The 24896-nt window shown below is 40.4% G+C and carries 28 protein-coding genes; 15 read left to right on the top strand and 13 right to left on the bottom strand.

Annotation, left to right across the window (positions count from 1 at the left end):
• Positions 1–141: 141 nt before the first annotated feature.
• From frsA to C9J40_RS03020, 4 genes are all read left to right on the top strand, one after another.
• Positions 142–1401: an esterase FrsA gene (gene frsA, locus C9J40_RS03035; protein ID WP_107205443.1), complete on the top strand. Its 1260-nt coding sequence runs from the start codon at positions 142–144 to the stop codon at positions 1399–1401.
• 273 nt (positions 1402–1674) lie between these two features.
• On the top strand, positions 1675–2079 hold the full coding sequence (gene crl, locus C9J40_RS03030) for a sigma factor-binding protein Crl (RefSeq protein ID WP_107205444.1): 405 nt from the start codon (positions 1675–1677) through the stop codon (positions 2077–2079).
• Between the two features lie 255 nt (positions 2080–2334).
• On the top strand, positions 2335–3489 hold the full coding sequence (proB, locus tag C9J40_RS03025; protein WP_107205445.1) for a glutamate 5-kinase: 1155 nt from the start codon (positions 2335–2337) through the stop codon (positions 3487–3489).
• Between the two features lie 82 nt (positions 3490–3571).
• Complete coding sequence (locus C9J40_RS03020; protein WP_107205446.1) at positions 3572–4813, top strand: glutamate-5-semialdehyde dehydrogenase; 1242 nt, start codon at positions 3572–3574, stop codon at positions 4811–4813.
• Positions 4814–4895: 82 nt separating this feature from the next.
• On the opposite strand, the gene C9J40_RS03015 is transcribed toward C9J40_RS03020, so the two are convergent.
• From C9J40_RS03015 to C9J40_RS03005, 3 genes are all read right to left on the bottom strand, one after another.
• Complete coding sequence (locus C9J40_RS03015; RefSeq protein WP_107205447.1) at positions 4896–5090, bottom strand: DUF2897 family protein; 195 nt, start codon at positions 5088–5090, stop codon at positions 4896–4898.
• 159 nt (positions 5091–5249) lie between these two features.
• Entirely contained in the window at positions 5250–6380 is a 1131-nt protein-coding gene (dapE, locus tag C9J40_RS03010; protein WP_107245656.1) for a succinyl-diaminopimelate desuccinylase, read from the bottom strand.
• A 13-nt stretch (positions 6381–6393) separates the two neighbouring features.
• Positions 6394–6747 (bottom strand): ArsC family reductase, encoded by a 354-nt coding sequence (locus tag C9J40_RS03005; protein WP_005370164.1) that lies wholly within the window; start codon positions 6745–6747, stop codon positions 6394–6396.
• A 240-nt stretch (positions 6748–6987) separates the two neighbouring features.
• On the opposite strand from C9J40_RS03005, the gene C9J40_RS03000 reads away from it, so the two are divergent.
• A complete protein-coding gene (locus C9J40_RS03000) occupies positions 6988–7266 on the top strand; it encodes a helix-turn-helix domain-containing protein (RefSeq protein ID WP_107205449.1) in 279 nt (92 codons plus the stop codon).
• A 48-nt stretch (positions 7267–7314) separates the two neighbouring features.
• Here the strand turns inward: C9J40_RS03000 and C9J40_RS02995 are convergent, their stop codons facing one another.
• Both C9J40_RS02995 and narQ read right to left on the bottom strand, forming a co-directional pair.
• Entirely contained in the window at positions 7315–7941 is a 627-nt protein-coding gene (locus tag C9J40_RS02995; protein WP_107205450.1) for a response regulator, read from the bottom strand.
• 4 nt (positions 7942–7945) lie between these two features.
• A complete protein-coding gene (gene narQ, locus C9J40_RS02990) occupies positions 7946–9631 on the bottom strand; it encodes a nitrate/nitrite two-component system sensor histidine kinase NarQ (protein ID WP_107245655.1) in 1686 nt (561 codons plus the stop codon).
• Positions 9632–9918: 287 nt separating this feature from the next.
• On the opposite strand from narQ, the gene napF reads away from it, so the two are divergent.
• The 6 genes from napF to C9J40_RS02960 all read left to right on the top strand — a co-directional run bounded on the left by napF (position 9919) and on the right by C9J40_RS02960 (position 14521).
• Positions 9919–10416, top strand: coding sequence for a ferredoxin-type protein NapF (gene napF, locus C9J40_RS02985; protein WP_199188047.1), 498 nt, complete (start codon positions 9919–9921; stop codon positions 10414–10416).
• A gap of 21 nt (positions 10417–10437) precedes the next feature.
• Positions 10438–10710: a chaperone NapD gene (locus tag C9J40_RS02980; protein WP_005370174.1), complete on the top strand. Its 273-nt coding sequence runs from the start codon at positions 10438–10440 to the stop codon at positions 10708–10710.
• Positions 10707–13193, top strand: a complete 2487-nt coding sequence (napA, locus tag C9J40_RS02975) for a periplasmic nitrate reductase subunit alpha (protein WP_107245651.1) — start codon at positions 10707–10709, stop codon at positions 13191–13193. The genes C9J40_RS02980 and napA overlap by 4 nt, the downstream gene beginning before the upstream one ends.
• 67 nt (positions 13194–13260) lie before the next feature.
• The gene (locus C9J40_RS02970; RefSeq protein ID WP_158259538.1) at positions 13261–13770 is read left to right on the top strand and encodes a nitrate reductase cytochrome c-type subunit; all 510 of its coding nucleotides are present in this window, start codon (positions 13261–13263) and stop codon (positions 13768–13770) included.
• 19 nt (positions 13771–13789) lie between these two features.
• On the top strand, positions 13790–14365 hold the full coding sequence (locus C9J40_RS02965) for a NapC/NirT family cytochrome c (protein WP_107205455.1): 576 nt from the start codon (positions 13790–13792) through the stop codon (positions 14363–14365).
• Between the two features lie 15 nt (positions 14366–14380).
• Positions 14381–14521: a TIGR02808 family protein gene (locus C9J40_RS02960; protein ID WP_107205456.1), complete on the top strand. Its 141-nt coding sequence runs from the start codon at positions 14381–14383 to the stop codon at positions 14519–14521.
• Positions 14522–14566: 45 nt separating this feature from the next.
• Here C9J40_RS02960 and C9J40_RS02955 read toward each other — a convergent pair whose 3' ends face one another.
• The 3 genes from C9J40_RS02955 to C9J40_RS02945 all read right to left on the bottom strand — a co-directional run bounded on the left by C9J40_RS02955 (position 14567) and on the right by C9J40_RS02945 (position 15669).
• On the bottom strand, positions 14567–14800 hold the full coding sequence (locus tag C9J40_RS02955; protein ID WP_107205457.1) for a hypothetical protein: 234 nt from the start codon (positions 14798–14800) through the stop codon (positions 14567–14569).
• A gap of 69 nt (positions 14801–14869) precedes the next feature.
• Positions 14870–15307 carry a DUF1499 domain-containing protein gene (locus C9J40_RS02950; RefSeq protein WP_107205458.1) on the bottom strand — a complete coding sequence of 146 codons (438 nt, stop codon included), beginning with the start codon at positions 15305–15307 and terminating at the stop codon, positions 14870–14872.
• Positions 15308–15321: 14 nt separating this feature from the next.
• A complete protein-coding gene (locus tag C9J40_RS02945; RefSeq protein WP_107205459.1) occupies positions 15322–15669 on the bottom strand; it encodes a DUF2956 domain-containing protein in 348 nt (115 codons plus the stop codon).
• Between the two features lie 425 nt (positions 15670–16094).
• Between C9J40_RS02945 and C9J40_RS02940 the strand changes: the two genes are divergently transcribed.
• The 3 genes from C9J40_RS02940 (at position 16095) to C9J40_RS02930 (ending at position 18081) form a co-directional block, all read left to right on the top strand.
• Complete coding sequence (locus tag C9J40_RS02940; RefSeq protein WP_107245650.1) at positions 16095–16541, top strand: DUF2919 domain-containing protein; 447 nt, start codon at positions 16095–16097, stop codon at positions 16539–16541.
• 19 nt (positions 16542–16560) lie between these two features.
• Positions 16561–16974: a hypothetical protein gene (locus C9J40_RS02935; RefSeq protein WP_107205461.1), complete on the top strand. Its 414-nt coding sequence runs from the start codon at positions 16561–16563 to the stop codon at positions 16972–16974.
• A gap of 210 nt (positions 16975–17184) precedes the next feature.
• The gene (locus tag C9J40_RS02930; protein WP_107245648.1) at positions 17185–18081 is read left to right on the top strand and encodes a Dyp-type peroxidase; all 897 of its coding nucleotides are present in this window, start codon (positions 17185–17187) and stop codon (positions 18079–18081) included.
• A gap of 122 nt (positions 18082–18203) precedes the next feature.
• Here the strand turns inward: C9J40_RS02930 and crr are convergent, their stop codons facing one another.
• The 5 genes from crr to cysZ all read right to left on the bottom strand — a co-directional run bounded on the left by crr (position 18204) and on the right by cysZ (position 23129).
• Positions 18204–18713: a PTS glucose transporter subunit IIA gene (gene crr, locus C9J40_RS02925; protein ID WP_005370195.1), complete on the bottom strand. Its 510-nt coding sequence runs from the start codon at positions 18711–18713 to the stop codon at positions 18204–18206.
• A gap of 40 nt (positions 18714–18753) precedes the next feature.
• Positions 18754–20478 (bottom strand): phosphoenolpyruvate-protein phosphotransferase PtsI, encoded by a 1725-nt coding sequence (gene ptsI, locus C9J40_RS02920; protein ID WP_107205463.1) that lies wholly within the window; start codon positions 20476–20478, stop codon positions 18754–18756.
• Positions 20479–20532: 54 nt separating this feature from the next.
• Complete coding sequence (locus C9J40_RS02915; RefSeq protein ID WP_008986407.1) at positions 20533–20820, bottom strand: HPr family phosphocarrier protein; 288 nt, start codon at positions 20818–20820, stop codon at positions 20533–20535.
• Positions 20821–21128: 308 nt separating this feature from the next.
• Positions 21129–22097, bottom strand: a complete 969-nt coding sequence (gene cysK / locus C9J40_RS02910) for a cysteine synthase A (RefSeq protein WP_107245647.1) — start codon at positions 22095–22097, stop codon at positions 21129–21131.
• 270 nt (positions 22098–22367) lie between these two features.
• Complete coding sequence (gene cysZ, locus C9J40_RS02905) at positions 22368–23129, bottom strand: sulfate transporter CysZ (RefSeq protein ID WP_107205465.1); 762 nt, start codon at positions 23127–23129, stop codon at positions 22368–22370.
• Positions 23130–23484: 355 nt separating this feature from the next.
• On the opposite strand from cysZ, the gene zipA reads away from it, so the two are divergent.
• Complete coding sequence (gene zipA, locus C9J40_RS02900) at positions 23485–24804, top strand: cell division protein ZipA (RefSeq protein ID WP_107245645.1); 1320 nt, start codon at positions 23485–23487, stop codon at positions 24802–24804.
• Positions 24805–24896 lie beyond the last annotated feature (92 nt).

Below are 24896 nucleotides of genomic sequence, written 5' to 3'. Positions count from 1 at the left end.
AAGGTTTATTGCTTTGCTGCTGTAAACTAAGATTGATTAATAAGACGCCGATAAGGCGTCTTTTTTTGTTTTAAATCGACATACGTAAGTGATTTTGGGTATATCATCACTACACATCATCAAGACCACGTGGAGAGTGCCGTGTCTGAGCCATCCCCTGAAAATTTGTCCGAAAAGTTATTTGCCCCAAGACCAACCTCTAAAGAGACATCGAATTTGGTTAAAATTGCTCATGTGCGTAGTGGGCGAGTGAACAATGCGCTGGATGGTGAGAGTAAGGCTAGCTGGTACCGTGTTTTACGTCGCCCACAATGGATTTGGCAGGGCGTCGATCCGATAGAGCTTGAAGCGGTACTTGCTCGTATTGCGGGTGCTAAATCTCCACGTACGAGTGAACATTTACTGGATACGGTGATTGGCTATAAGCCAGGTAACTGGACATATGAATGGGCGCAATTGGGCGCAAGCTATCAAAAGCAAGCACGTCTTCTATTAAATGAAGGCGAGAAACTTAAAGCTTCTGAGTTGTTATTAAAAGCCAGCACGCATTACAGTATTGCCGCGTATCCGTATATCAAAGGCGATCAATTGGCTGATCAAGCAGAATTGCAAGCCAATCAAAGTTATCGTGAAGCGATAGAATTACGCCCGCATGATATGCGAACGATTAGTGTCAAGTATGAAGGTAAAACCTTTGAAGCCTTCATTCATTTGCCTCGTACCGATAAACTATTACCGACAGTGATCGTTAGCGGTGGATTAGATACATTGCAATGCGATTTATGGCGCTTATATGAAGATTATTTAGGGCCGGCAGGTTATGCGATGGTCACACTGGATATGCCATCTGTCGGTCATTGTGATCGTTGGAACTTAACGGAAGATACCAGTCGACTTCATCAAGCGTTATTACAGCAGATACGTGATGTCCCTTGGGTCGATCACCATAAAGTTGCAATGCTAGGGTTACGAATGGGCGGTAATGCAGCTATTCGTTTAGGTTTTATGGAGCCAACACGTTTAAAAACCTGTATTAGCTTGGGCGGCGCGATTCATAGCGTGTTGACCCAACCTAAGATGATTGAGCAGATCCCTCGGATGTATCTTGATGTGTTAGCATCTCGAATGGGTAAAAATGGTCAATCAGAAACGAGCATCATTTCTCATCTTCCGGCATGGTCGTTAAAGCATCAAGGAATTTTGGGGCGCCGACGTATTGATATGCCAATGCTGGGAATAAGTTTAAAAAATGATCCTGTATGCCCTGAAAGTGATAATCAGTTAATTGCGCTGTCCAGTTATGGTGGTAAAGCGATAACATTACCAGAAAAGCCTATTCATGATGGCTACCACCGTTCATTAACGACTGTCGTTGAATGGTTAAATGAGCAGTTAAGGTAATAAAGTAGACAATTATTTGGCTCTAATGGTTAAGGTGGAGACAAAACCTTGACGGTACGCAGTGAGGATATCGAACTTTATTTTATACCACTATGATATTGTTAATAAAATTTCGTATCTTCACTAGCATTTTATCCATATTCAACCATAATATATAAATACTGATAGCTATCATGTTGCACATAAACAACGTGATTAAAAAACGTTAGTAAACGTATATTATTTTGAGTATTAGCATACTCATCACTGCAGTTGACTATGGATGGATTTGCAATGACTTCGACAACTCTTTTTCCGCCTCATGGGCGTTTAATAACAAAATTAACTGCGCTGGGTCCTTACTTACGTGAGAAAAAATCAAAAGAAGGTCAGTTCTTTTTTGATTGTTTAGCCAGTTGTGTTAATGCTGATAAAGAGCCCGAACAACGTGAATTTTGGGGCTGGTGGTTAATTTTAACAGTAACCGATAATGGTTATGAATATTGCTATGATTTTGGCCGTTTTGATTTAAATGGTGAGTGGAGTAATGGAAAGTTACCCGCAAAGCATAAAGATGCGGTGATGAAAACATTATTAGATTTTCACCGTAAGTTGACGCCATTTATTGTTGATGAATGCCAATTAACCTTATCTCCATCTTCAGAACTCACACAAACACCGCTTACTGAGCTAGCATAAATAATTTGCTCTCAATTTATAAAACCCATCCAATGAAGTGATGGGTTTTTTTGTATCTTTTTTTTACATCTTGTTGCCTAAGATAACCGAATTTAGCGGCTTAAATATAATTTTGTGTGATTTGTAAGCGTTTCAGTTGTTTAACTAAATATTTGCGCACTTATATGTATTTAGTCATTGTTTTTCTCTTGTGCTTTATTAGCAGTATTGATAAAACAAAGTACATATTATTTCTTTCTATTTTGTTTGATCCCCATGGCAGATACCAAAAATACTAATGCTCGAGAGCAAGACCTTGCAGCATCTGCTGCATCACAAACAATTGTTGTTAAGTTGGGCACCAGTGTTCTTACTGGCGGTACGCTGAAGTTAGATCGCGCCCATATGGTTGAGCTTGTCCGTCAATGTGCGATGCTTCGTCGTCAAGGACATAAAATTATTATTGTCACATCTGGTGCAATTGCAGCAGGACGTGAGCATTTAGGTTACCCCGAACTGCCCAAAACAATGGCAAGTAAGCAATTACTGGCTGCGGTTGGTCAAGGTCGCTTAATTCAAGAGTGGGAAATCTTATTTGGTATCTATGGGATCAATATCGGTCAAATGCTATTAACGCGTGCAGATTTAAACGATCGGGAACGTTATTTAAATGCGCGTGATATGTTAGTTGCCTTGCTGGATAACGGTATTGTTCCTGTTGTGAATGAAAATGATGCGGTAGCGACAACAGAAATTAAAGTGGGTGATAACGATAACTTATCCGCACTTGTCGGTATTTTAGGTGGCGCAGATAAACTGTTATTAATGACAGATCAACCAGGTCTATTTACCGCCGATCCTCGTAGTAATCCTGATGCAGAGCTTATCCGTGAAGTACATACTATTGATGAAACACTGCGTAAATTAGCGGGTGGCACTGTGGGTGGTTTAGGTACAGGCGGCATGGCAACAAAACTACAGGCAGCAGATGTGGCTCGTCGAGCTGGTATTGAAGTGATCATCGCTGCTGGTCGTCGTCCTGATGTCATTATTGATTTAGCGGAAGGTAAATCTGTTGGTACGCGTTTCTTACCGCTGGAATCCCCATTAGAAAGCCGTAAGCGTTGGATTTTAGCTGGGCCTCCTCCAGCCGGTGACATTGTTATTGATGATGGCGCTGTCATTGCTGTGCAACAACGTGGGAGTAGTTTACTTGCGAAAGGGATCACCATGGTAAAAGGTGATTTTGAACGCGGTGAAGTGGTGCGTATCTTTGATAAACAAAATAACCTATTAGCACGTGGTATTTGCCGCTACTCGAGTGTAGATATGGCAAAAATTGCAGGAAAGCATAGCCAAGAAATCCACCTTGTGTTGGGTTACGAACATGGTCACGTGGCTATCCATCGTGATGATATGGTAGTTATTTAAAAACGACATGTATGTATAAATACAGAGAAGTATTGGCATCACGACAAGGATTAATAGAGGAATTATTGTGAATCTTGAATTAATGGGACAAGCGGCACAACAGGCTGCTTTCGAGTTAGCAACAACGGCAACTGCAGTTAAAAATAATGCTTTAGCGATTATTGCTGATGAATTAGAAAGTAATAAAGACATTATCTTAGCAGCGAACAAACAAGATATTGATGCCGCACTTGAATCAGGTATGTCTGATGCATTAGTCGATCGCTTATTACTAAATGAATCACGATTAGCGGGTATTGCAAATGATGTGCGTAATGTGATTAATCTTAATGATCCTGTTGGTGCAGAGCTTGATAGCCGCGTACTTGAAAATGGTATGCGTTTAAGCCGTCGTCGCGTTCCATTAGGGGTTGTTGGTGTGATCTATGAAGCGCGTCCGAATGTTACGATTGATATTGCGGCATTATGCCTAAAAACAGGTAACGCTAGCATCCTTCGTGGTGGTCGCGAGACATTTCACTCCAATATGGCACTGGTAAAAGTGATTCAAGTGGCATTGGAAAAAGCAGGACTACCAGCCGCTTCTGTACAGTACATAGAGCAACCCGATCGCGAACTTGTTTCACAACTGCTTAAGCTTGATCAATACGTAGATATGATCATTCCTCGTGGTGGTGCGGGTTTACATAAAATGTGTAAAGAAAACAGCACTATTCCTGTGATTATCGGCGGTTTTGGTATTAGCCATATTTATGTTGATGAAAGTGCCGATCTTACTCGTTCTTTAGATGTGGTTGAAAATGCCAAAGTACAGCGTCCATCGGCCTGTAATGCGTTAGATACCTTACTTGTAAATGAGAAAGTAGCAGAAGCCTTCTTATCACGTTTAGTTGAGCGTATGAACAAAGCCAAGGTAGCACTGGTTGCTGATGAAGCAGCCTATAATCTACTTGAAGGTAAAGCGTCTTCTCTGCGCAAGATAGCAGAAGGTGACTTTGATACTGAATGGTTAAGCTACACCTTAGGTATTAAGGTGGTAAACGATGTGGATGAAGCCATTTTCCATATGCGTAAGCACAATGCGAGCCATTCCGATTCAATCTTAACTAATAACCTGCAGTCGGCAGAACGTTTTGTTAATGCGGCAGGCTCGGCGGCTGTTTATGTGAATGCGTCTACACGTTTTACTGACGGTGCGCAATTTGGTTTAGGTGCGGAAGTTGCGGTATCAACCCAGAAACTGCATGCTCGTGGCCCAATGGGTTTAGAAGAGCTGACGAGTTATAAGTGGGTGGGTGTTGCTGATTACTTAAGCCGTGCTTAATCGTTAAATAAAATGTAAAAAGCTGCCGGCTAGTAATCACTAATTGGCAGCTTTTTTTATGCCAGTAATTTTTGATTTTTTCTTATTCTTTGTCGTCTTTTTTATCTTGAGATACAGGATTTTCTTGCTTACTGAGAGGGTGTTTGTCGTCAAACAGTTTGTGTTTTTTCTGCATCTCAATCTTCATATAAGCGGTATATTTTAGCGCTGCAATGTTGCTAGCGATGACGGCAACAATAATAAAAGAGATCACCCAAGGGTTAAAAAGCCATTCCATATTAGCCTCACTAATTTAGTGATAGAGTATTTTCAGGATAACACTTTTATCGATCATTTAGCTTATATATTAGTCATTAATGGCAATAAAAAAGCAGCCACATATTTCACTTCTTAGGTGAAATACGTTAGCTGCTTTGAGTATTGAATGCGTTTGTTATTACAGTGCTTTTTCTAATACTTTTTGGTACATGTCGGTTAGCTTTTCAAGATCAGCGACTTTTACACACTCATTCACTTTGTGAATAGTGGCATTTACAGGGCCTAACTCAACCACTTGCGCACCGGTACGAGCGATAAATCGACCATCCGATGTACCACCGGTAGTAAGAAGTTCAGGTTGCTGGTGGTTTACTTCTTCAATCGCGGCAACAACCGCTTCGACTAGCGTACCTTTATCGGTAAGGAATGGATGACCGCTTAATGTCCATTTTAAGTCGTAATCTAAACCATGGGCATCTAATACTGAATGTACACGACGCTTTATTTCTTCATCCGTTAATTCAGTACTAAAACGGAAGTTAAATTGCACTTCAAATTCTCCAGGGATCACATTCGATGCGCCCGTGCCTGCGGCAACATTTGGGATCTGGAAACTGGTCGGTGGGAAATATGCATTGCCGTTATCCCATGTGGTGGCAGCAAGCTCAGCGAGGGCTGGTAATGCTTTGTGAATGGGATTATTGGCAAGGTGTGGATAGGCAACGTGCCCTTGAATACCTTTTACGGTTAAATCACCGGTAATTGAGCCACGACGTCCGTTTTTAACAACGTCTCCAACGTGGTGAGTACTTGAAGGCTCACCGACAATACACATATCGATTTTTTCATTACGGGCTTCAAGGGTATCAACTACACGGGTTGTACCATTGATAAATGGCCCTTCTTCATCAGAGGTGATGAGCAGGGCAATTGAGCCTTTGTGATCTGGGTTTTCTGCGATGAAACGCTCAATGGCAACAACCATACATGCTAGAGAGCCTTTCATATCAGCGGCGCCACGGCCGTGAAGGTAGCCATCGATAATCGTTGGTTCAAACGGTGGCGTGTGCCATTGCTCTGCTGGACCTGACGGTACCACATCGGTGTGACCAGCGAAAACAAACAGTGGAGCTTGGGTACCACGGCGAGCCCAAAGGTTGGTGGTATCTTCAAATACCATGGTTTCGATAATAAAGCCTAATTGCTCAAGACGAGCGATCATTACATCTTGGCAGCCTGCATCTTCAGGAGTAACAGATGGGCGACTCATTAAATCTTTAGCAAGCGCAATAACTGGGCTATCAGACATCCTTGTATCCTTGTTATTGTTGATGGAAAATTTCTTGGTATTGAGCAGGTTTAAAACCTAAGTAGTACGCATCATTGTGTACTAATAGCGGACGTTTGATCATTGCTGGTTGCTCTAACATTAGGGCTAAGGCATTGTCGCGGTTTAAGCTATTTTTTTGCTCATCAGTCAGTTGACGGTAAGTCGTTCCACGTTTATTAAGCATGGCTTCCCAGCCAAGTGCTGTTTCAAACGTTTCGAGTTGAGCGCGATCTAAGCCATCAACACGGTAATCATGGAAAGTGTATTCGATATTTTCTGCTTCTAACCACTTTTTCATTTTCTTGATAGTGTCGCAGTTTTTGATGCCGTAGGCTGTAGTACTCATAAAAGATCTGACTTGATTATATTTTAATGGATAGTCTTTTATAACGAGATTACACAATGACCGCAAGTGTTGTTGTTTGTGAGCTGATTGTAAGAGATTGAGAACGGTATTGTTAACAAAAACAATAATGCTTTTTTATTTTTCTATTTAATAGAAGTAAAGATAAAGCGGGCTTGATCAAACTCAACATAAATATTTTCCACTGCTTAATAATATGTGGAATATTTTATGGAGGCCTCAATGGAACTGAATCCGGTTTTTGCCCGTCGACTTTATTTAGCATTGTTAGTAGAAAATACAGAGAGACCTAATGTCCCTCGTTTGGTTGAGCAAACAGGCTGGCCGCGTCGCACTATTCAAGATGTATTAAAAGCGCTACCTAGCATCGGTATTGAGCTTGCTTTCATTCAAGATGGGCGTCGTCATAATGATGGTTACTATACGCTGAGTGATTGGGGGCCATTTGATTTGGAATGGATCAAAGAAAAAGAACCCTACTTATTAGCGGCGTTATCCTAAAAATTAAAACGCATAAGACGTCACGTGTTATGCGTTTTTAATAGGATATTATTGGCCTTGGGCTTCAAGGTATAAAATAGTGGCGGCTGTACGGGATTTTACTTGTAGCTTTTTGAGTAAACTTTTCATATGAACTTTAACCGTCGCTTCTGAGATAAAAAGCTGTTCGGCTATTTGGCGATTACGTTGACCTTTTGCCACTTCTTGTAATATTTGCGTCTCACGGTCTGTTAATTGAGACAAAATATTCGTAGGGGTATGTGGTGAATCAAGGCACTCTTTTACGATATCACTATAGGCTTTACCACCACATAACGCTGATTTTAGTTGTTCGATTAATTCATCAGGCTCAGTATCTTTGAGTAAATAACCGTCAGCGCCAGCATTGAGTACTGTTTTAATATCGCTTCGACTATCAGAGACAGTTAATATAACAATACAGGCAAGTATTCCTTCATCACGCATCGCTATTAGCGTATCAAGACCGGACAATCCCTTCATATTTAAATCGAGTAAGATCAAATCTGGTGATTTTTCATGGGCGAGTGCGATAGCATCATTACCATTGCTGGCTTCACCTACTAATTGGAAGTCTGATTCAATACTTAATAGTTGGCTTATCCCTCGACGCATGAGAGGGTGATCATCTACAATCATAACTTTCCAGCATGTCATCGTGTTATCCTTTTTGTAATGGAAATAGAAGGCAGATAGTGCAGCCTTGATTGATTCCCGATTGTATTTTTAATTCACCTTGTAGCCGTGATGCGCGCTCTTGCATAATACTTAAACCGTAATGATCACGTTTACTCTCGTTAAGGTCGAATCCTCTACCGTCATCGATGATCGTGACATCAATATGTTGATCGGTTTGTTGGCAGTTTACGATAATCTCATCGGCGTCTGCATGTTTAATCGCATTTAATACTGCTTCTCGAATAATTTGTAACAGGTGAACCTGGTTATGGGCATCTAACGCCATTGATGATATTTGATTATCTATAATTAAGAGTGCATCGGTTTGCTCTTCTAATGGTTCTAACATTTGATTTAAGGCTTCACCAAAATTGGCATCTTTAATCATCAACCGAAATGTACTGAGTAATTCGCGCAGTTGGGTATAAGCGTTACTTAACTCTTCTTCAATATCATGGACAGTTTGATGGGTACTTTCATTTTGATCGCTTTGATTGAGTTTTCTTTTTAATAAGGCTAATTGAATTTTCAAATAGGAGAGCGATTGTGCCAATGAATCATGGAGTTCACGGGCAATGGTCGCGCGCTCTTCCATTATCAATAAATATTCCGCTTGTTTTTGGGCGCGGTTGTAATAGATAGCGCGAGCAAGGATCTGAGAGATATTATTAATTAATGCCTTATCAGGACAAGGTAAAGTGTACTGCCACCAAAGTTGTCCCATTAATTCACCATCGATATACAATTCGTTATATTGCCAATGTTGACCTGCTTGTTGACCCACTTGAATTTCTGATGTGCTGCCATTTGGCTCTGCAATGATCAGTTTTGTACCAATTAAGCCATCTATAGCAATCATGGTTTCAAGCATGTTGGTAAATTGTTTTCGGGTTAAATGGCTAACAGAAAGTTGTTGTGAGCAATTATAAAGCACTTGGAGTGATTCGTTTGCATGACGTAAGCGGTGGGTTTTTTCATTGACACTGCGCTCTAAGCCTTGATAAAGCTGTTCAAGATCTGATGACATTCTACTAAAGGTATGGGCAAGAATACCTAGTTCATTATTGCTATTATTTAATAAATCCAATCGAAAATCTTTACGCTTTACTTGCTTACAAGCATCAACAAGATCATTTAAAGGTGCGACAACTTGTTGGCGTGTATAACGAATAGTGTAGAAGATGATAAGAGAAATCAGACTAAGGCCTATGGCGCCAATAATAGCGAGTCGTTGGATTTTAAGTTCTGATGATTTTTGCAGTTCAGAAACAAAAGTATTAATACGATGGACGAATGGGGCGACATGTTGAATAAATACCGTGTTGTTATCTTTTTCAAGGATCGGGTGCAGCTCTGCCCAGCGCAGAACGATGTGATCGTAGTGTTGTTGGATCTCTGAAGGGGTAAACCAGTAAGAGAGTTCTTTCATTGGCGCTGAATAAAGCGAGTGTTCAAATTGTTCAATATGTGTAGATAAAAGAGGCGACTCTGTTTCAACATCAAAAGCTAATCGATAGCTTTGCATGCGTAAAGAACCTGCAATATTTATAGCTTCAGCATCATTTTGACTCGAAACCAATGTCATTAATGCAAGTGCAGTCGTTATTATCGAAATGATCAAAATTAACACTAAAGAACGCGCTATCGTCGTTGTTACAGAATGTGTCATTTTTTGCCTATTCACAGCAATCCTTACTGTTACTTACCCTGAAATTATTAATAGCTTAATTTTTGATGCAGAAAATTAAGCTATTAATGTGAGCTTTATCAGCTAGATTTATTGATCTAGAGCAAAAACTCCTACCAATTACCCCTTAGGGGGTATTTAAGCAATTATTTCATTATTTAGAATTAATGTATAAAAAGATGAATAGCTTATTAATGCATGCTATTTGAGTTATTTGCTGAGTATTTTATCAGCCATGTAACACAAATAGTACAACGATAGAGGTAATGATGGTTGATCGTTTAAGACGTTCATTATTCACACGCAAAACACCATCAAACATTCCACGCTTACCTTGGCTAAATCATGCAGATACTTTTACCGATCTTTGTTCGCGTTGTGAACGTTGTATCGAACATTGTGAGACAAACATCATAGTGAAAGGTGATGGCGGCTTTCCTCAAGTGGATTTCAGCCAAGGTGAAGGTGAATGCACTTTTTGTTATCAGTGCGCAGAGGCGTGTTCTGAACCGTTGTTCCTTCCGCAATTAGAATCGCCATGGGACATCATTGCAACGATTAATGAAAGTTGTATGGCATCTAAAAATATTGAATGCAGAAGCTGTGGTGATATGTGTGAACCTCAAGCGATCAAATTTCAATTACAGGTTGGAAAAGTCGCGATGCCAACGATTACAGAGAAAGACTGTACTGGATGTGGTGCCTGTTTATCTGGGTGTCCTGTATCAGCAATAACAATCGATTGTGTAGAGAACAACGCACAATAGTACATATCAAAGAGGGTCTGTATGTCTTTACAAGAAGTACATATATCAAGTCTCGTGGTTCATGTAAAACCTGAGCACTTGCAAGAAATAAAAGAGCAGATCTTAGCAATGCCAAATACCGAAATACCGGGCGACAGTGAAGAAGGGAAAATCATTGTAGTACTTGAGACAGAAAACCAAGGCTACGTGACCGATACCATAGATAAAATCAATAATTTAGAAAATGTGTTAATTACTTTTTTGGTGTATCACCAAATAGAGCACTTTGAGACGCAACCAGAGGGCAACTCATGAAAATGACAAGACGCGCATTTGTTAAAGCAAATGCTGCCGCTTCAGCTGCGGCTGTTGCAGGTATTACCTTACCCGCGTCAGCAACTAATTTAATTGTTAGTTCTGATGAAACAAAAATTAAATGGGATAAAGCGCCGTGTCGTTTTTGTGGTACAGGTTGTTCTGTTTTGGTGGGTACCCAAAATGGTCGAGTTGTTGCTACTCAAGGTGATCCTAAAGCACCAGTAAATAAAGGTCTTAACTGTATTAAAGGTTATTTCCTTTCAAAGATCATGTACGGCAAAGATCGTCTACAAACGCCAATGCTTCGTATGAAAGATGGAAAATATGATAAAGAAGGCGAATTCACTCCAATCTCTTGGGATCAAGCTTTCGATATCATGGCTGAAAAGTGGAAATTAGCCTTAAAGAAACATGGTCCATCAGGCATAGGTATGTTTGGTTCAGGTCAATGGACGGTGATGGAAGGTTATGCGGCATCAAAAATGATGAAAGCCGGTTTCCGTTCTAACAATATCGATCCGAATGCACGCCACTGTATGGCATCTGCTGTTGGTGCGTTTATGCGTACCTTTGGTATTGATGAGCCGATGGGTTGTTACGATGATTTTGAACATGCTGATGCATTCGTCTTATGGGGCTCAAATATGGCAGAAATGCACCCTATTCTATGGACTCGCATTACTGATCGTCGTTTAAGTCACCCTCATGTTAAAGTCAATGTACTGTCTACATATTATCACCGTTCTTTTGAACTCGCTGATAACGGTATGATTTTTAAGCCTCAAACCGATTTAGCCATCGCCAACTTTATAGCTAATTACATCATTGAAAACGATGCGGTTAATTGGGACTTTGTTAACAAACATACCCACTTTAAACGTGCTGAAACAGATATTGGTTATGGTCTGCGTGACGATAACCCACTACAACAGCAAGCTGCTCACCCGAATTCAGGTGATATTTTCCCAATGAATTTTGAGGAATACAAAGCTTCTGTTGCTGAGTATACGCTTGAAAAAACATCAGAAATGTCAGGAGTTAAACCTGAAAAGTTAATAGAGCTTGCGAAGTTTTATGCTGATCCTAAAACCAAGGTGATGTCACTATGGACCATGGGAATGAACCAACATACCCGTGGTGTGTGGATGAACAGTTTGGTTTATAACCTGCACTTATTAACCGGCAAAATTTCAACCCCAGGAAACAGTCCATTTTCATTAACGGGTCAGCCATCTGCTTGTGGTACAGCACGTGAAGTAGGGACGTTCTCTCACCGTTTGCCTGCTGATATGGTGGTTGCGAATCCTAAACACCGAGCCATTGCTGAAAAAATCTGGAAGTTACCGGAAGGCACTATTCCACCTAAACCTGGTTATCATGCTGTTGTTCAAGATCGCATGTTAAAAGACGGTAAGTTAAATGCGTATTGGGTGATGTGTAATAACAACATGCAAGCTGGCCCTAATATTAATGAAGAGCGATTACCGGGTTACCGTAACCCAGAAAACTTCATTGTTTGCTCTGATCCTTATCCAACCGTTACCGCACAAGCATCCGATCTTATTTTACCAACCGCAATGTGGGTAGAAAAAGAAGGGGCATATGGTAATGCAGAGCGCCGTACACAAGCTTGGTATCAACAAGTTGAAGCACCAGGTGAAGCTAAGTCTGACTTATGGCAGATCATGGAATTCTCGAAGCGCTTTACTATTGAAGAAGTGTGGGGAAATGAGTTGGTTAATAAAATGCCAGCGTACCGTGGTAAAACCATGTATGACATTTTATTCCGCAATGGACAGGTTGATAAATTCCCATTAACGGAAACCCAACCGTTAAATGATGATGCAAAAGCGCAAGGCTTCTATGTTCAAAAAGGCTTGTTTGAAGAATATGCGGCATTTGGTCGTGATCATGGTCATGATTTAGCACCGTATGATACTTACCACCAAGTGCGAGGTTTACGTTGGCCTGTTGTTGATGGCAAGGAAACGCAATGGCGCTTTAAAGAAGGCTCAGATCCTTATGCAAAAAAAGGTTCTGGTTGGGACTTTTATGGTAAGCCTGATGGTAAAGCATGGATTATTTCAGCGCCTTATGAAGCGCCACCTGAAGTACCTGATGCTGAATTTGATATGTGGCTTTGTACAGGTCGAGTATTAGAACATTGGCATACAGGTACCATGACTCGACGTGTTCCTGAATTATATAAAGCAGTGCCAGATGCGCTGTGTTATATCCACCCAGAAGATGCTAAAACACGTGGCTTACGTCGTGGTGATGAAGTTGAAATCTCTAATCGCCGAGGTGAAGTACGCTGTCGAGTAGAAACACGAGGCCGTAATCGCCCGCCACAAGGTTTGGTTTTTGTGCCATTTTTTGATGCTCGAATTTTGGTGAACAAGTTGATCCTTGATGCCACCGATCCACTATCGAAGCAAACAGACTTCAAAAAATGTCCAGTTAAAATCAGCAAGGTATAAGCCTGCCTATGGCGAGTGAATCAATCACTCGCCTCATTTCAGAATTAGCCTGTTGGCGGAGAACATCATGAAAAGAATCTTATTGGTTGTATTAGCGGTGAGTGCATTAATGGCTGGGGTTGTGCAAAGCGAAGAATCAACACCAGCTAAACCGGTATCAGAAGCCGTAGCGAAAACAGAAATATTAAATCCGGGCGGTATTGGTGGCCTTGAATCATTACGTGGCTCTGCTGAATTAGAAGATACACGCCCTGCTGATCCAATGAAGCATTATCCGAAAGATCAAGGTGCAATTGATAACGATTATGTGTATCAGCCACCGTTGATCCCACACACGATCCGTCATTACGAAGTGTCGCTAAACGCAAACAAATGCCTTGCTTGTCATAGCTGGAAAAATGCCAAAGAGATGGGCGCAACCAAAATCAGTGTAACGCACTATGTGTCACCGCAAGAAGGACAGGTGCTATCTGATGTATCACCAAGTCGTTACTTCTGCCAGCAGTGTCACGTACCACAAGCGGATGCTAAGCCATTAGTAGAGAATGACTTCAAACGTGTTAGTGCATTGCAGTAACCAAAGTAAGGGATGATATATGAAGTTATTAAAAACGTTTTGGTTACGCTTAAAAACACCCAGCAAAGTAGCAGTAGGTCTCGTTCTCTTTATGGGGTTTATTGGCGGCTTATTATTCTGGGGGGCATTTAATACCGCGATGGAAAAGACTAACACTGAAGAGTTCTGTGCTGGTTGTCACGCACCAATCGTTGAAGAAATTCAAGAAACGATCCACTTTTCTAATCGTTCTGGTGTCCGTGCTATTTGTTCGGATTGTCACGTTCCTCACAATTGGACAGATAAGATCGTGCGTAAAGTACAGGCATCAAAAGAAATTGTGGCCCATTTAATGGGAACGATTGATACTCCTGAAAAATTTGCTGATCGCCGTGGGCATTTAGCAGAACGGGAATGGAAGCGAATGAAGGACAATAACTCACAAGAGTGCCGTAATTGTCATGAATTCAATTATATGGATTTCTCAGAGCAAGCGCCTCGTAGTGCAAAACTGCATTCGACGGCATTAGCATCAGGAGATAAAACGTGCGTTGATTGCCACAAGGGTATTGCACATAAACTGCCTGATATGAAAAACATTGAAGGTTGGCAATAAACCTAAGGAGATAAGATGAGCACATTAGAGTCAGTGATTTGGCATATACTCGGTTACGCAGCCATGCCGGTGATTGTTCTATCTGGGTTTGCTGTAGTCGCAGCTATTTGTATTTGGCTACTTTCGCTAGGTAAAGATAAAAAAATTAGCGAATAAGCCAATATTCGAGATAAAGAAATAATAAGCCGTCCTTTTAATGCGCTAGTGCGTTATAGAAGGGCGGCTTTTGTTGTTTTTTCGCGGGGGGATTACGCTGCCACTGGCGATACCCAATCGCAAACAACACCCCCAAGCAAGGTAAAGTGGCAGCCATTCAAACATAAAATAAGCGATAGAGAATGACTGACTTTCGTTTGTACTGACTTCAATAAAATGTAAACCAAGAATAACGCTTAGTCCTAATAGCGTGAAGAGCTTAAACGTTGTCTTATCCATGATAATTAATCCTGTTTCGAATAATATTACAAATATACATGCAAATGAGAATTATTATCAAATTGTTTTTTATTGTTTAATCAGTTCGTGCTTTATTAATTGGCTACGGAATGTTTCAACTCGCTTCCTATTCACACCAAAATCAGAATAACCAACTCGTGATGCAGAGCGTACTTGTAACTGCTGTGCTTTTTTTTCGACTTCAAAGTCATCAATGAACCGAAAAATCTTGCTGGTGGCTTCAATATGAAGATAGTGATCTGATTGCTCTGCTATTTTTGCACCTGGTAACTGAAGCGCTACCCGTTTTATTTCTTCCCAGCTATGCTCACCTTTCGCCGTTAAAAGAAAAGGCTTAACGCTAAACTGTTCACGCTTTTCAATCGTTGAGACACAATTGGGCTTATTTTCACAAAGCTGATTTATTGAACGCGTCCATGAGGTTGTCTTTGTATCGCTACAGCCAGTGAGGAAGAGTAACAGCAATAGCGTAAAGCGAAGTAACACGATGTAAATCCTTTTTATAATCGCGGAAGAAGTAGGTAAGTGATAAACCCTAACCATGAGGCAATTAAAAGCCCCCAAGCGAGTTTACTCTGATGGTGGATAACAGTTGTATTAGTTATGACTTCTGAGGCGTTGTTAGCATCATTAGAGGCCTTATTACGTGAAACCTTTTTTTTCAGTTTGTCTTGCTCACGAGCTTTAGCTTTTTGCTGCTTTTTATATTGCTCTATACCTTTTTGAATGCCTTGTGCAATCAGTCGAGTTTGCTCTTTTGTTTGCCCTACCTTCTGTGTGGCCTTTGCTATACGTATAGCTTCAGCTTGTGTTTCTGGTGAAGAGGCCGGTTGTTTTCTACTCGCCATGGTATAGATCCCTGAAAATAACATTTAAGCGTTGATTATATCCCATAAATAACAGAGTTGATGTCATAGCAATAAAATAGACGGAAAAGGTAATGGACTATCTTACTGATTGTGTAGGAAATTTTCAGAAATAGGTAAAAGGTTTGTTAACGGTGTTTTTAATGTGTAACTTTATGTTTTTTAGGTATTTGTATATACCTTTTACTGTCTGTGATCTATGTTTAAAAAACAGTGTTTTTGTTTTTTTTAGATCAAAAAGTGTGACGATAACGGCAATATAAAAAATGGAAAAGTGCGGTTCAGCACAAAACTTTATCCTTGTTGTTCAAAATCTAAATGAATAGATTAGAGTCGTTTGTGAACCATAGAGAAGTTTATTAAGCTCTGATCTGAATTTCATTGGATACCTATTTGAGGGAAATGGCTTGTTATATCCGATAGATGCTTATGATCAGCATGGACAATTAAAAATTAATACCGTGTTGTGGTTCGTCTTGCTATTTAACGCCAAAGCTTGGTTAGTGTTTGTTATGGCGGGGGTTAGCCGTACTCAAGGCGGTGAATTACTTGAGCTTATTTATCCAATAAGAGATGTTTTATATATAGGTATGGCAATAGGTAGTCCCGCAATATTATTGATGTGGTTATCAGGTCAACGAAATAAAAATAATAAATTAATACATTTTCTGTGGCGGCAAGGGAAAAGAGTGTTACTTGCTGCATATAGTTTTGATTTTTTAATGCAAATATATCATTTGGTTATCAGTCATGGTGAGTTTAGCTGGATACGGGCAACCACATTACTGTTAACAGTATGGCTTGGGTTGTACCTTCTAAGAAGCTCTCGAGTTAAAGATATATTTGCAGACTAGCCTGTAAAGGGGAGCTGTAATGAATGATTTTAGTCGAGGACAATTGCTGTTAAGCACGTTACTGAGCCCGTTAGCGATGGCTGATTGGTTACTTGATGTTAGCTTTGAATTGAGCAGTTACTGTCATTCGAAGCATACAGTGAATACCTCATTATCATTAGTGCCTGGTGAAGAAACGATATTTTTTAATGGCTTAAGTCAAAGTAAACATAACTTGTGTCGTGAAGTGATTGGTCGTGCTCAACTACTTGATGTTTCTCCAGATGAAGTGAAAATTGCTTTTCAGATCCAAGAGCGATTAGATGATGGTGGTTGGCGTACTATTTTAGCCAAAACTTTGTCTACTGGGCTTAATATGCCAGTATTATTTGAAAGTGAAAATACCGACTTAGAAGAGCGCGTTAAACTTCAAATTGAAATAATGACGGCATAATGTATTAACATCGATAGTTGATCTTTTTCTTCTTAATAACGCCTTCTTTTTAGAAGGCGTTTTAGTATTAAGTCGGTATCAAAATGTCCTATATCGTTGGGATAAGAGTAAAACTTTCTACTAATGTATTAAGATCAAGTGATTTACGTCTTTATATCGTTATAATTACTTTTCATTTTTGACTAAACATCCTGTTAGGAGAAGACACCTATGAGTATTGCCCAACCAGCAATCGTTCCAGATCGTGGCGCCTTTGCCCTTTATGTGGTGATGAATGTTGTAGGTAATAAGCAAAATGTTATTGCTCAATGCCAGTCAATTCATCAGTTACTTGCGGATCTCAATACTGAGCAGCAAGACGCAAAGTTACATGCAAGTGTTGCCTTCGGTAAGGCATTTTGGGAGTCTTTAGGTCAACAAAGCCCAGCTGAATTAACAGAGTTTCGTCAGTTAGGTGAAGGTGAGACTATTGCGCCAGCAACAGGGGGTGATGTCTTACTGCATATCCATTCTAATCGCCATGATCTTAACTTTTATGCGTTTCGCGTTTTCTTAGAAAAATTGTCTCAAGACGTAGAAGTGTTAGATGAAACCTATGGTTTCCAATACCTTGACCACCGTGACATGACAGATTTCATTGACGGCACAGAGAATCCACAAACAGCAGAAGATCGTGCTAATGTGGGTGTTATTGCTGAAGGTGAGTTTGCGGGTGGTAGCTATGTAATGGTACAGCGTTATGTTCATAACCTATCAGCATGGCATCGTCTAAACGTAAAAGCACAAGAAAAAGTGATTGGTAGAACGAAACCAGATTCTATTGAACTCGAAGATGTGCCAGCTGCGTCACACGTTGGCCGCGTTGATATTAAGGAAGATGGTAAAGGCTTAAAGATTCTGCGCCACAGCTTACCATATGGCTCTGTAACATCAGATCATGGCTTACTATTCATTGCTTACTGTCAGCGTCAGCATCACTTTGATGCGCAGCTTGAAAGCATGTTTGGTGAAACGGATGGTAAAACAGACCAAATGTTACGTTTCTCAAAACCGGTAACTGGCGCATACTTCTTTGCACCATCGATGGCGATGCTAAAGAGCCTTTAATTACTATAAAATCGATAGATACAAGCATGCGATGAACTCTGTTTTAAGCATGCTTTTTTAAAGCTCAGATAAACAAAAAGCGCTACCGAAGTAGCGCTTTTTTATCAGTTATAGAACTTAACTTATTTCTTAACGCGTAGTACTGGTGTTTCACCAACGTTTACTGCGCCAGAAAGCTTAGTTAGCTCTTTGATCTCGTCCATGTTAGAGATAACAACTGGAGTCAGAGTTGACTTCGCTTTCTCTTCTAATAGTGCAAGATCGAATTCGATGATAGTGTCGCCAACTTTAACAGTTTGGCCTTCTTCAGCGATGCGAGTAAAACCTTCGCCTTTAAGTTCAACAGTATCAATACCGAAGTGAACGAAAAGTTCGATGCCATCGTCAGACTCAATAGAGAAAGCGTGGTTCGTTTCAAAGATCTTACCAATAGTACCGTTTACTGGTGCAACCATTTTGTTGCCAGCTGGTTTGATAGCGATACCATCACCAACAATTTTCTCAGCAAATACGACATCTGGCACATCTTCGATGTTAACGATTTCGCCAGAAAGTGGTGCGATGATTTCAATTGCACCAGCTTCACTGCTGTCGTCAGAAACCAGTTTCTTCAATTTGTCAAACAGACCCATATCGATGCTCCTAAGCGTTGTTATATTATCTGCAGCTATATTAGCAGATGGTCTTTTCTGCGATGAATTTTTCTACGTGCTCTTCGATTTCAGCAGCTGTTGGTAGAGTTAAAGCATACTCTGCCATTGCTTTTACATCAGCAAAGTTAGCGTTACGGATAACTTTCTTGATGCGAGGGATAGAAATCGCACTCATACTGAATTCGTCAAGACCCATACCTAAAAGAAGTAGGGTAGCACGTTCGTCGCCGGCAAGCTCACCACACATACCTGTCCACTTACCTTCAACGTGAGAAGCATCAATAACTTGCTTGATCACTGTAAGTACAGCAGGCGATAGTGGGTTGTAAAGGTGAGAGATTAGCTCATTACCACGGTCAACTGCTAGAGTATACTGGGTTAAGTCGTTGGTACCAATACTAAAGAAAGAAACTTCTTTCGCTAAATGGTGTGCAATTGCTGCAGCTGCTGGCGTTTCAACCATCACACCGATCTCGATGTCAGTATCAAAAGCTAAACCTTCAGCTGTTAATTCAACTTTAAACTCTTCAATTGCAGCTTTAAGTGTACGTACTTCTTCAACCGAAATAATCATCGGGAACATGATACGGATTTTACCGTGTGCAGATGCACGAAGAATAGCACGGAACTGATCACGTAAAATTTCACGACGGTCAAGGCTGATACGGATTGCACGCCAACCCAAGAATGGATTCATTTCTTTTGGTAGATCTAGGTATGGAAGATCTTTATCACCACCGATATCCATAGTACGGATAATCACTGGCTCACCGTGCATTGCTTCTGCAACTTCTTTGTACGCTTGGTATTGCTCTTCTTCTGTCGGTAGAGAATCGCGATCCATGAACAAGAATTCAGTACGGTATAGACCTACACCTTCACCACCATTACGGTTTACGCCGTCACAGTCTTTTACTGTACCAACGTTACCGCAAACTTCTACTTGCTTACCATCAAGCGTGATTGCTGGAAGATCTTTTAGCTTAGCTAGTTCTTCTTGCTCTGCTTTATGTGCGTCGCTGATAGCTTTAAATTTGTTTAATTCATCATCTGTTGGATTGATTACAACCTGATTATTGATTGCATCAAGTACTAGCATATCGCCAGATTTAACTTTTGATGTGATATCGTTTGTACCAACAATCGCTGGGATCTCAAGCGAGCGTGCCATGATTGAAGTGTGTGAGGTGCGACCACCGATATCAGTGATAAAACCACGAACATAATCAAGGTTAATCTGTGCTGTTTCAGACGGTGTAAGATCGTTAGCAACAAGGATAACTTCTTCGTTGATAGCACTTAGGTTGATTACGTTAATGCCTAATGCATTCTTAACAAAACGGCTACCGATATCGCGGATATCACTTGCACGTTCTTTTAAGTACTCATCATCTAAAGATTCAAGTGTTTGTGCTTGTTCTTCGATAACAGAGTAGATTGCAAAGTCAGCAGACATTTTATCTTTAATAAGGGCTATGATTTCTTCTTCAAGCTCCTCATCTTCAAGCAACATGATGTGACCTTCAAAGATCGCTTCTTTCTCTTCACCAAAGGTGACACGTGCTTTTTCTTTGATTACTTCTAGCTGCTCAGACGATTTCTTTCGTGCGTCGAAGAAACGTTGAATTTCGTTATCGATTTGGTCTGCAGAGATCGGTGTTTTATTTAGAACAACCTCTTCTTCTTGCAGCAGTAGTGCTTTAGCAAAAGCAATACCTGGAGATGCCAAGATACCTGAAATCATAGCCTTACCTTAAATTAACTAAAAACTGAAAACTCGTTTGTATATAAACGTAGCTTAGATTTCGCGGAACATTGCAACTGGAGAACCGTCGTGATCTTCTTTTAGCTGAATTAGAGCATCAACAGCTTCTTGAGCTTGAGCACCTTCACCAGAGATAGTGATTTGTGCGCCTTTAATTAGGCCAAGAGTTTGAAGCTTGAATAGGCTTTTCGCACTAGCGCTTTTGCCATTAGCAGTTACAGTCACATCTGCATCGAATGATTTAGCTTCTTTAACGAACTGAGCCGCTGGACGAGTGTGTAAACCATTTGGTGCTGTGATTTCAACTTGCTTCTGATACATAATTCACCCCGATAGATATAGTATTTTATTTAATAATTAAATTATTTATGACAAGCATAATACAGATAATTTGCTTGTGCTGCTGCAGTATAAACTACCTAATATCATATTGTCTTAGCTTTAATCCAAGTCAAAGTTTTATCAGAAACTTACTTGTTAGTAATTAAAGCGCATTTTCACCCCTTTATTTCGGAGCGAAAAATAAAACGTGCGAGTTTTATATTAAAGCTAAGTCCAAAATGCAACAAAAAAGCCCGCAGAGGGGCTTTTTTCATAGTGATATACCTATTAAAAATTATAAAGTGTGATCACTGTTGTGTTTCTTTTTCTGTGAAAATGCCTGCAAATAGTGCTGTTGATAGGTAACGCTCACCTGAACTAGGCAGTATTACAACAATATTTTTATCTGCAAATTCTGGGCGAGCTGCAATGTTATTTGCAGCAACAACCGCAGCTCCTGATGAAATACCAGCAAGAATACCTTCTTCATCCATTAGGCGACGCGCCATTTCAATTGCGTCATCTGAGCTTACTTTTTGAACTTCATCAATTAATGATAAATCTAAGTTACCAGGAATAAAACCAGCACCAATACCTTGGATTTTGTGCGGCGCTGGTTGAACAGTGTCGCCATTTAATGTTTGGGTTATAACAGGTGACTCTAGTGGCTCAACTGCAATTGTAGTAATGGCTTTACCTTTTTGCTGTTTAATAAAACGGCTAACACCTGTAAGTGTACCGCCTGTGCCCACACCTGAGACAAATACATCGATTTCACCATCTGTTGCATCCCAAATTTCAGGACCTGTGGTTTTTTCATGGATCTCTGGGTTTGCTGGGTTATTAAATTGCTGTAGCAGTAGGTATTTAGTTGGATCTGAATTTACAATTTCTTCAGCTTTATCAATCGCGCCCTTCATGCCTTTAGGCGCTTCAGTTAGTACAAGATTTGCACCTAACGCTTTTAATAGTTTACGACGCTCAAGACTCATGCTCTCAGGCATGGTTAATGTGAGTTTGTAACCACGTGCAGCAGCAACAAAAGCAAGTGCAACACCAGTATTACCACTAGTTGGCTCTACAAGTTCAACGCCTTCTTTTAAAAGACCTTTTTTCTCAGCATCCCAAATCATGTTAGCGCCAATACGGCATTTAACACTAAAGCTTGGGTTACGAGCTTCTACTTTAGCTAACACTTTACCGTTACTTACACGGTTAAGGCGCACTAGCGGAGTATTACCAATAGTTAGTGAGTTATCTTCATAAATCTTGCTCATGCTTCGTTCCTTCGTGACACGTTAAAAGTAATATAAATTAAGAATATACTGGATAAGTGATTTGAAAAGTAATTAATGGTTATATCTTATTGTTATCAATGTGTGAATTATATTGAACTAAAGATATATAGTGGGATGAAAAGCGTCAAGTGACTAATTTACAAATATGTTTTACTCAAATAACGATAAACAATGGTGTTTGCAGCAAGGGTAATAGAAAAGAAAAGAGCACTAGAATAAGTGCTCTTTGGTAGATATTTATCGTTGATCTTAATAGCGTTTAAATTGCTCGCGGTAATGATCAACCCACATTGCTGTCGCACCACAAACAGCAACAGGCATGACAAGTAAGTTAATAATTGGGGTCATAGTGAAAAACATTACGATGGCACCAAAACTTAACGCTTGGCCACGATGTTCTTTGAGGGCATCTCGCATATCAATAAATGGCACTTTGTGGTTATCAAACGGATAATCAACATATTGAATCGTCATCATCCAAGCGCTAAATAAAAACCATAAAATAGGACCAAGCGTTTGGCCGATGGCAGGGATCCACATTAGGATCAATAAGCCAATTGCTTTGGGTAAGTAATACTTTAATTTAGTCCACTCTCTGCCCATGGTTCGAGGTAGATCTTTTATTAACGCTTTAAAACTATCATCAGGTGGATTATTACCTGTGAGTTTAGCCTCTATATATTCAGCTAATAGCCCATTAAATGGCGCAGCAATCCAGTTGGCTATGGTACTGAAGAAATAAGAAAACGTCACTAATGCAGCAATAGCAAGTAACGGCCATAACACATAAGATAGCCACTCAAGCCAGCTAGGCAGGTAACTTAACCAACCATCAATCCAGCCATTCAACTGAGTAAGTAAGGTGGCAAATGCGCCACCTAATAAAAGAATATTGATGAGCAATGGGATGATTACAAAACGACGCGTTCCTGGTTGGGTAACCAGTTGTAACCCTGTAAAAAAGTATCCAGCACCGCTGGTTGTTGATTTTATGGCATGCTGTTGCGACATTCGATTTCCTTAATCGGATCTCTCACATTTATTTTGATGAGGGATGATAGAGAGATTATATAGAGTATGTTAACGGGCTATGTAGGATGGAATCAAATGAAAATATGGTTGTCACAGTTTTGACAAACCATTAAATCTCATCATTCATAATGAAAAATGGTGTATAAAGTGTACAAAACTCACGTTGTAAAGACTATCTTGCCTGAATAGCGATATTCAACTTCTCATTATCATTTGAGTTTTGGTACAGTAAGTCATCGGCAAGAAATTCTAGCTAGAGATTTTGTCTGCCTAGTTGATTTTTTACTATTATTAACCCCGTCTAGGGATAACGAGTTAATTTCAGAGTATTCGTATGCAGGAATTGCGTCTAGTTCTTATTATTGTTGGTGCGCTTGCGATTACAGCGCTTCTTTTTCATGGTCTATGGACAAGTCGAAAAGAAAAACCGGCCAAGTTTGGTGAAAAGCCAGTAGGTAAAATCGATGAAACGGCATTTGATCTTCAAGGTGACGTTGAAGAGAGTGTCAGTGAAGCACGTGTTGTAAGTAAGCCACAGGAAGTGGTTGAAAAGACAAAGCCAACAAAACGCAAAGAGCCTGGTTTTAGTTTTGGTGAGCGTCCACAGCAAGATCCATTATTAGGCAATGTTACGGTTGATGACGGTGATGATGATCTCCCTAGAATGTCAGCAACAGATAATGACGATGTACCTACAAAAGTGACAACCGTTCAACCACAAGCTACGACAGTTGAGCAACCTCAGCAAGTATCACCACAAACATCTGTGCAATCTGTACAACCTGTAAATGTTCAACAATCGGCTGCTCAACCGAATAGCGCTCCTGTTGAACCTGTTATACAGCCTCAGGTTGCGGCAACTATTAACTCAGCGACTACAGCTCCTGTTGTAGAAACGCAAGCGCCAGTACAGCCTGAAATCATTCAGCAACCACAGCAGCCTACGTATACTCCAGTGCAAGAAACTGTTCAGCAACCTGTAGCGGCCGAGCCAGTGTTTCAGCAAGCACAACAGGTGGTCGTCGACATTCCTGTGGTTGAGCCTGAAATTATTGAACAACCGATTGAAAAATCTGCTGTTGAGCCTCAAGCACAATTTGTTCCTGCTGAAGAGCCTGCACAAGTTGAAGTAGCAACGCCAGTCGTTGAAGAAAACGTTGTGCAAGTTGCCGAGCCTTCGATTCAAGCCAAGCAAGAGCCAAGTGTATCTTTCATGCCAGAGCCAGAGCCAGAGCCATTACCACCAACTTATATATCGCTATGTGTTCATGCGCGCAATGGTAAGATTTTACGTGGGCCGTCACTGTTCGCATGTTTAGAGCGTCATGGTTTAATTTTTGGTGAGAATTCAGTGTTCCATCGTCATGCTGATTTAGCTGGCACGGAACCTGTTATTTTCTCAGTAACTAACTTGCTAAATCCAGGCTCTTTCCCTGAAACTAACTACCAACATTTTGAAACACCAGGTATCGGCTTTTTCTTAATGTTGCCTTGTTACGGTAAGGCAGCCAGTAACTTTAACTTAATGCTACAAACAGCACAGCAAATTGCTGATGAGTTAAATGCAGATGTTCTCGATCAAGATCGTGTAATGATCACGCCAAATCGTATTACGCAATATCGAGAAAAATCAGTGAAATATAATGATGCTTAATCTTTAAAAAGATGAAGTCATTAATGAGCAGGCTCCTTTAAGGGGCCTGTTTTTTTATTTAAATTTAGGCAATAGTCTTAATCGTTTTATTA

It is taken from the genome of Photobacterium sp. GB-72 (assembly GCF_003026095.1).
In the GTDB taxonomy this organism is placed as follows: domain Bacteria; phylum Pseudomonadota; class Gammaproteobacteria; order Enterobacterales; family Vibrionaceae; genus Photobacterium.
Note: the sequence above shows the minus strand (reverse complement) of the source record. Positions and strands in the feature narration are given on the sequence as shown.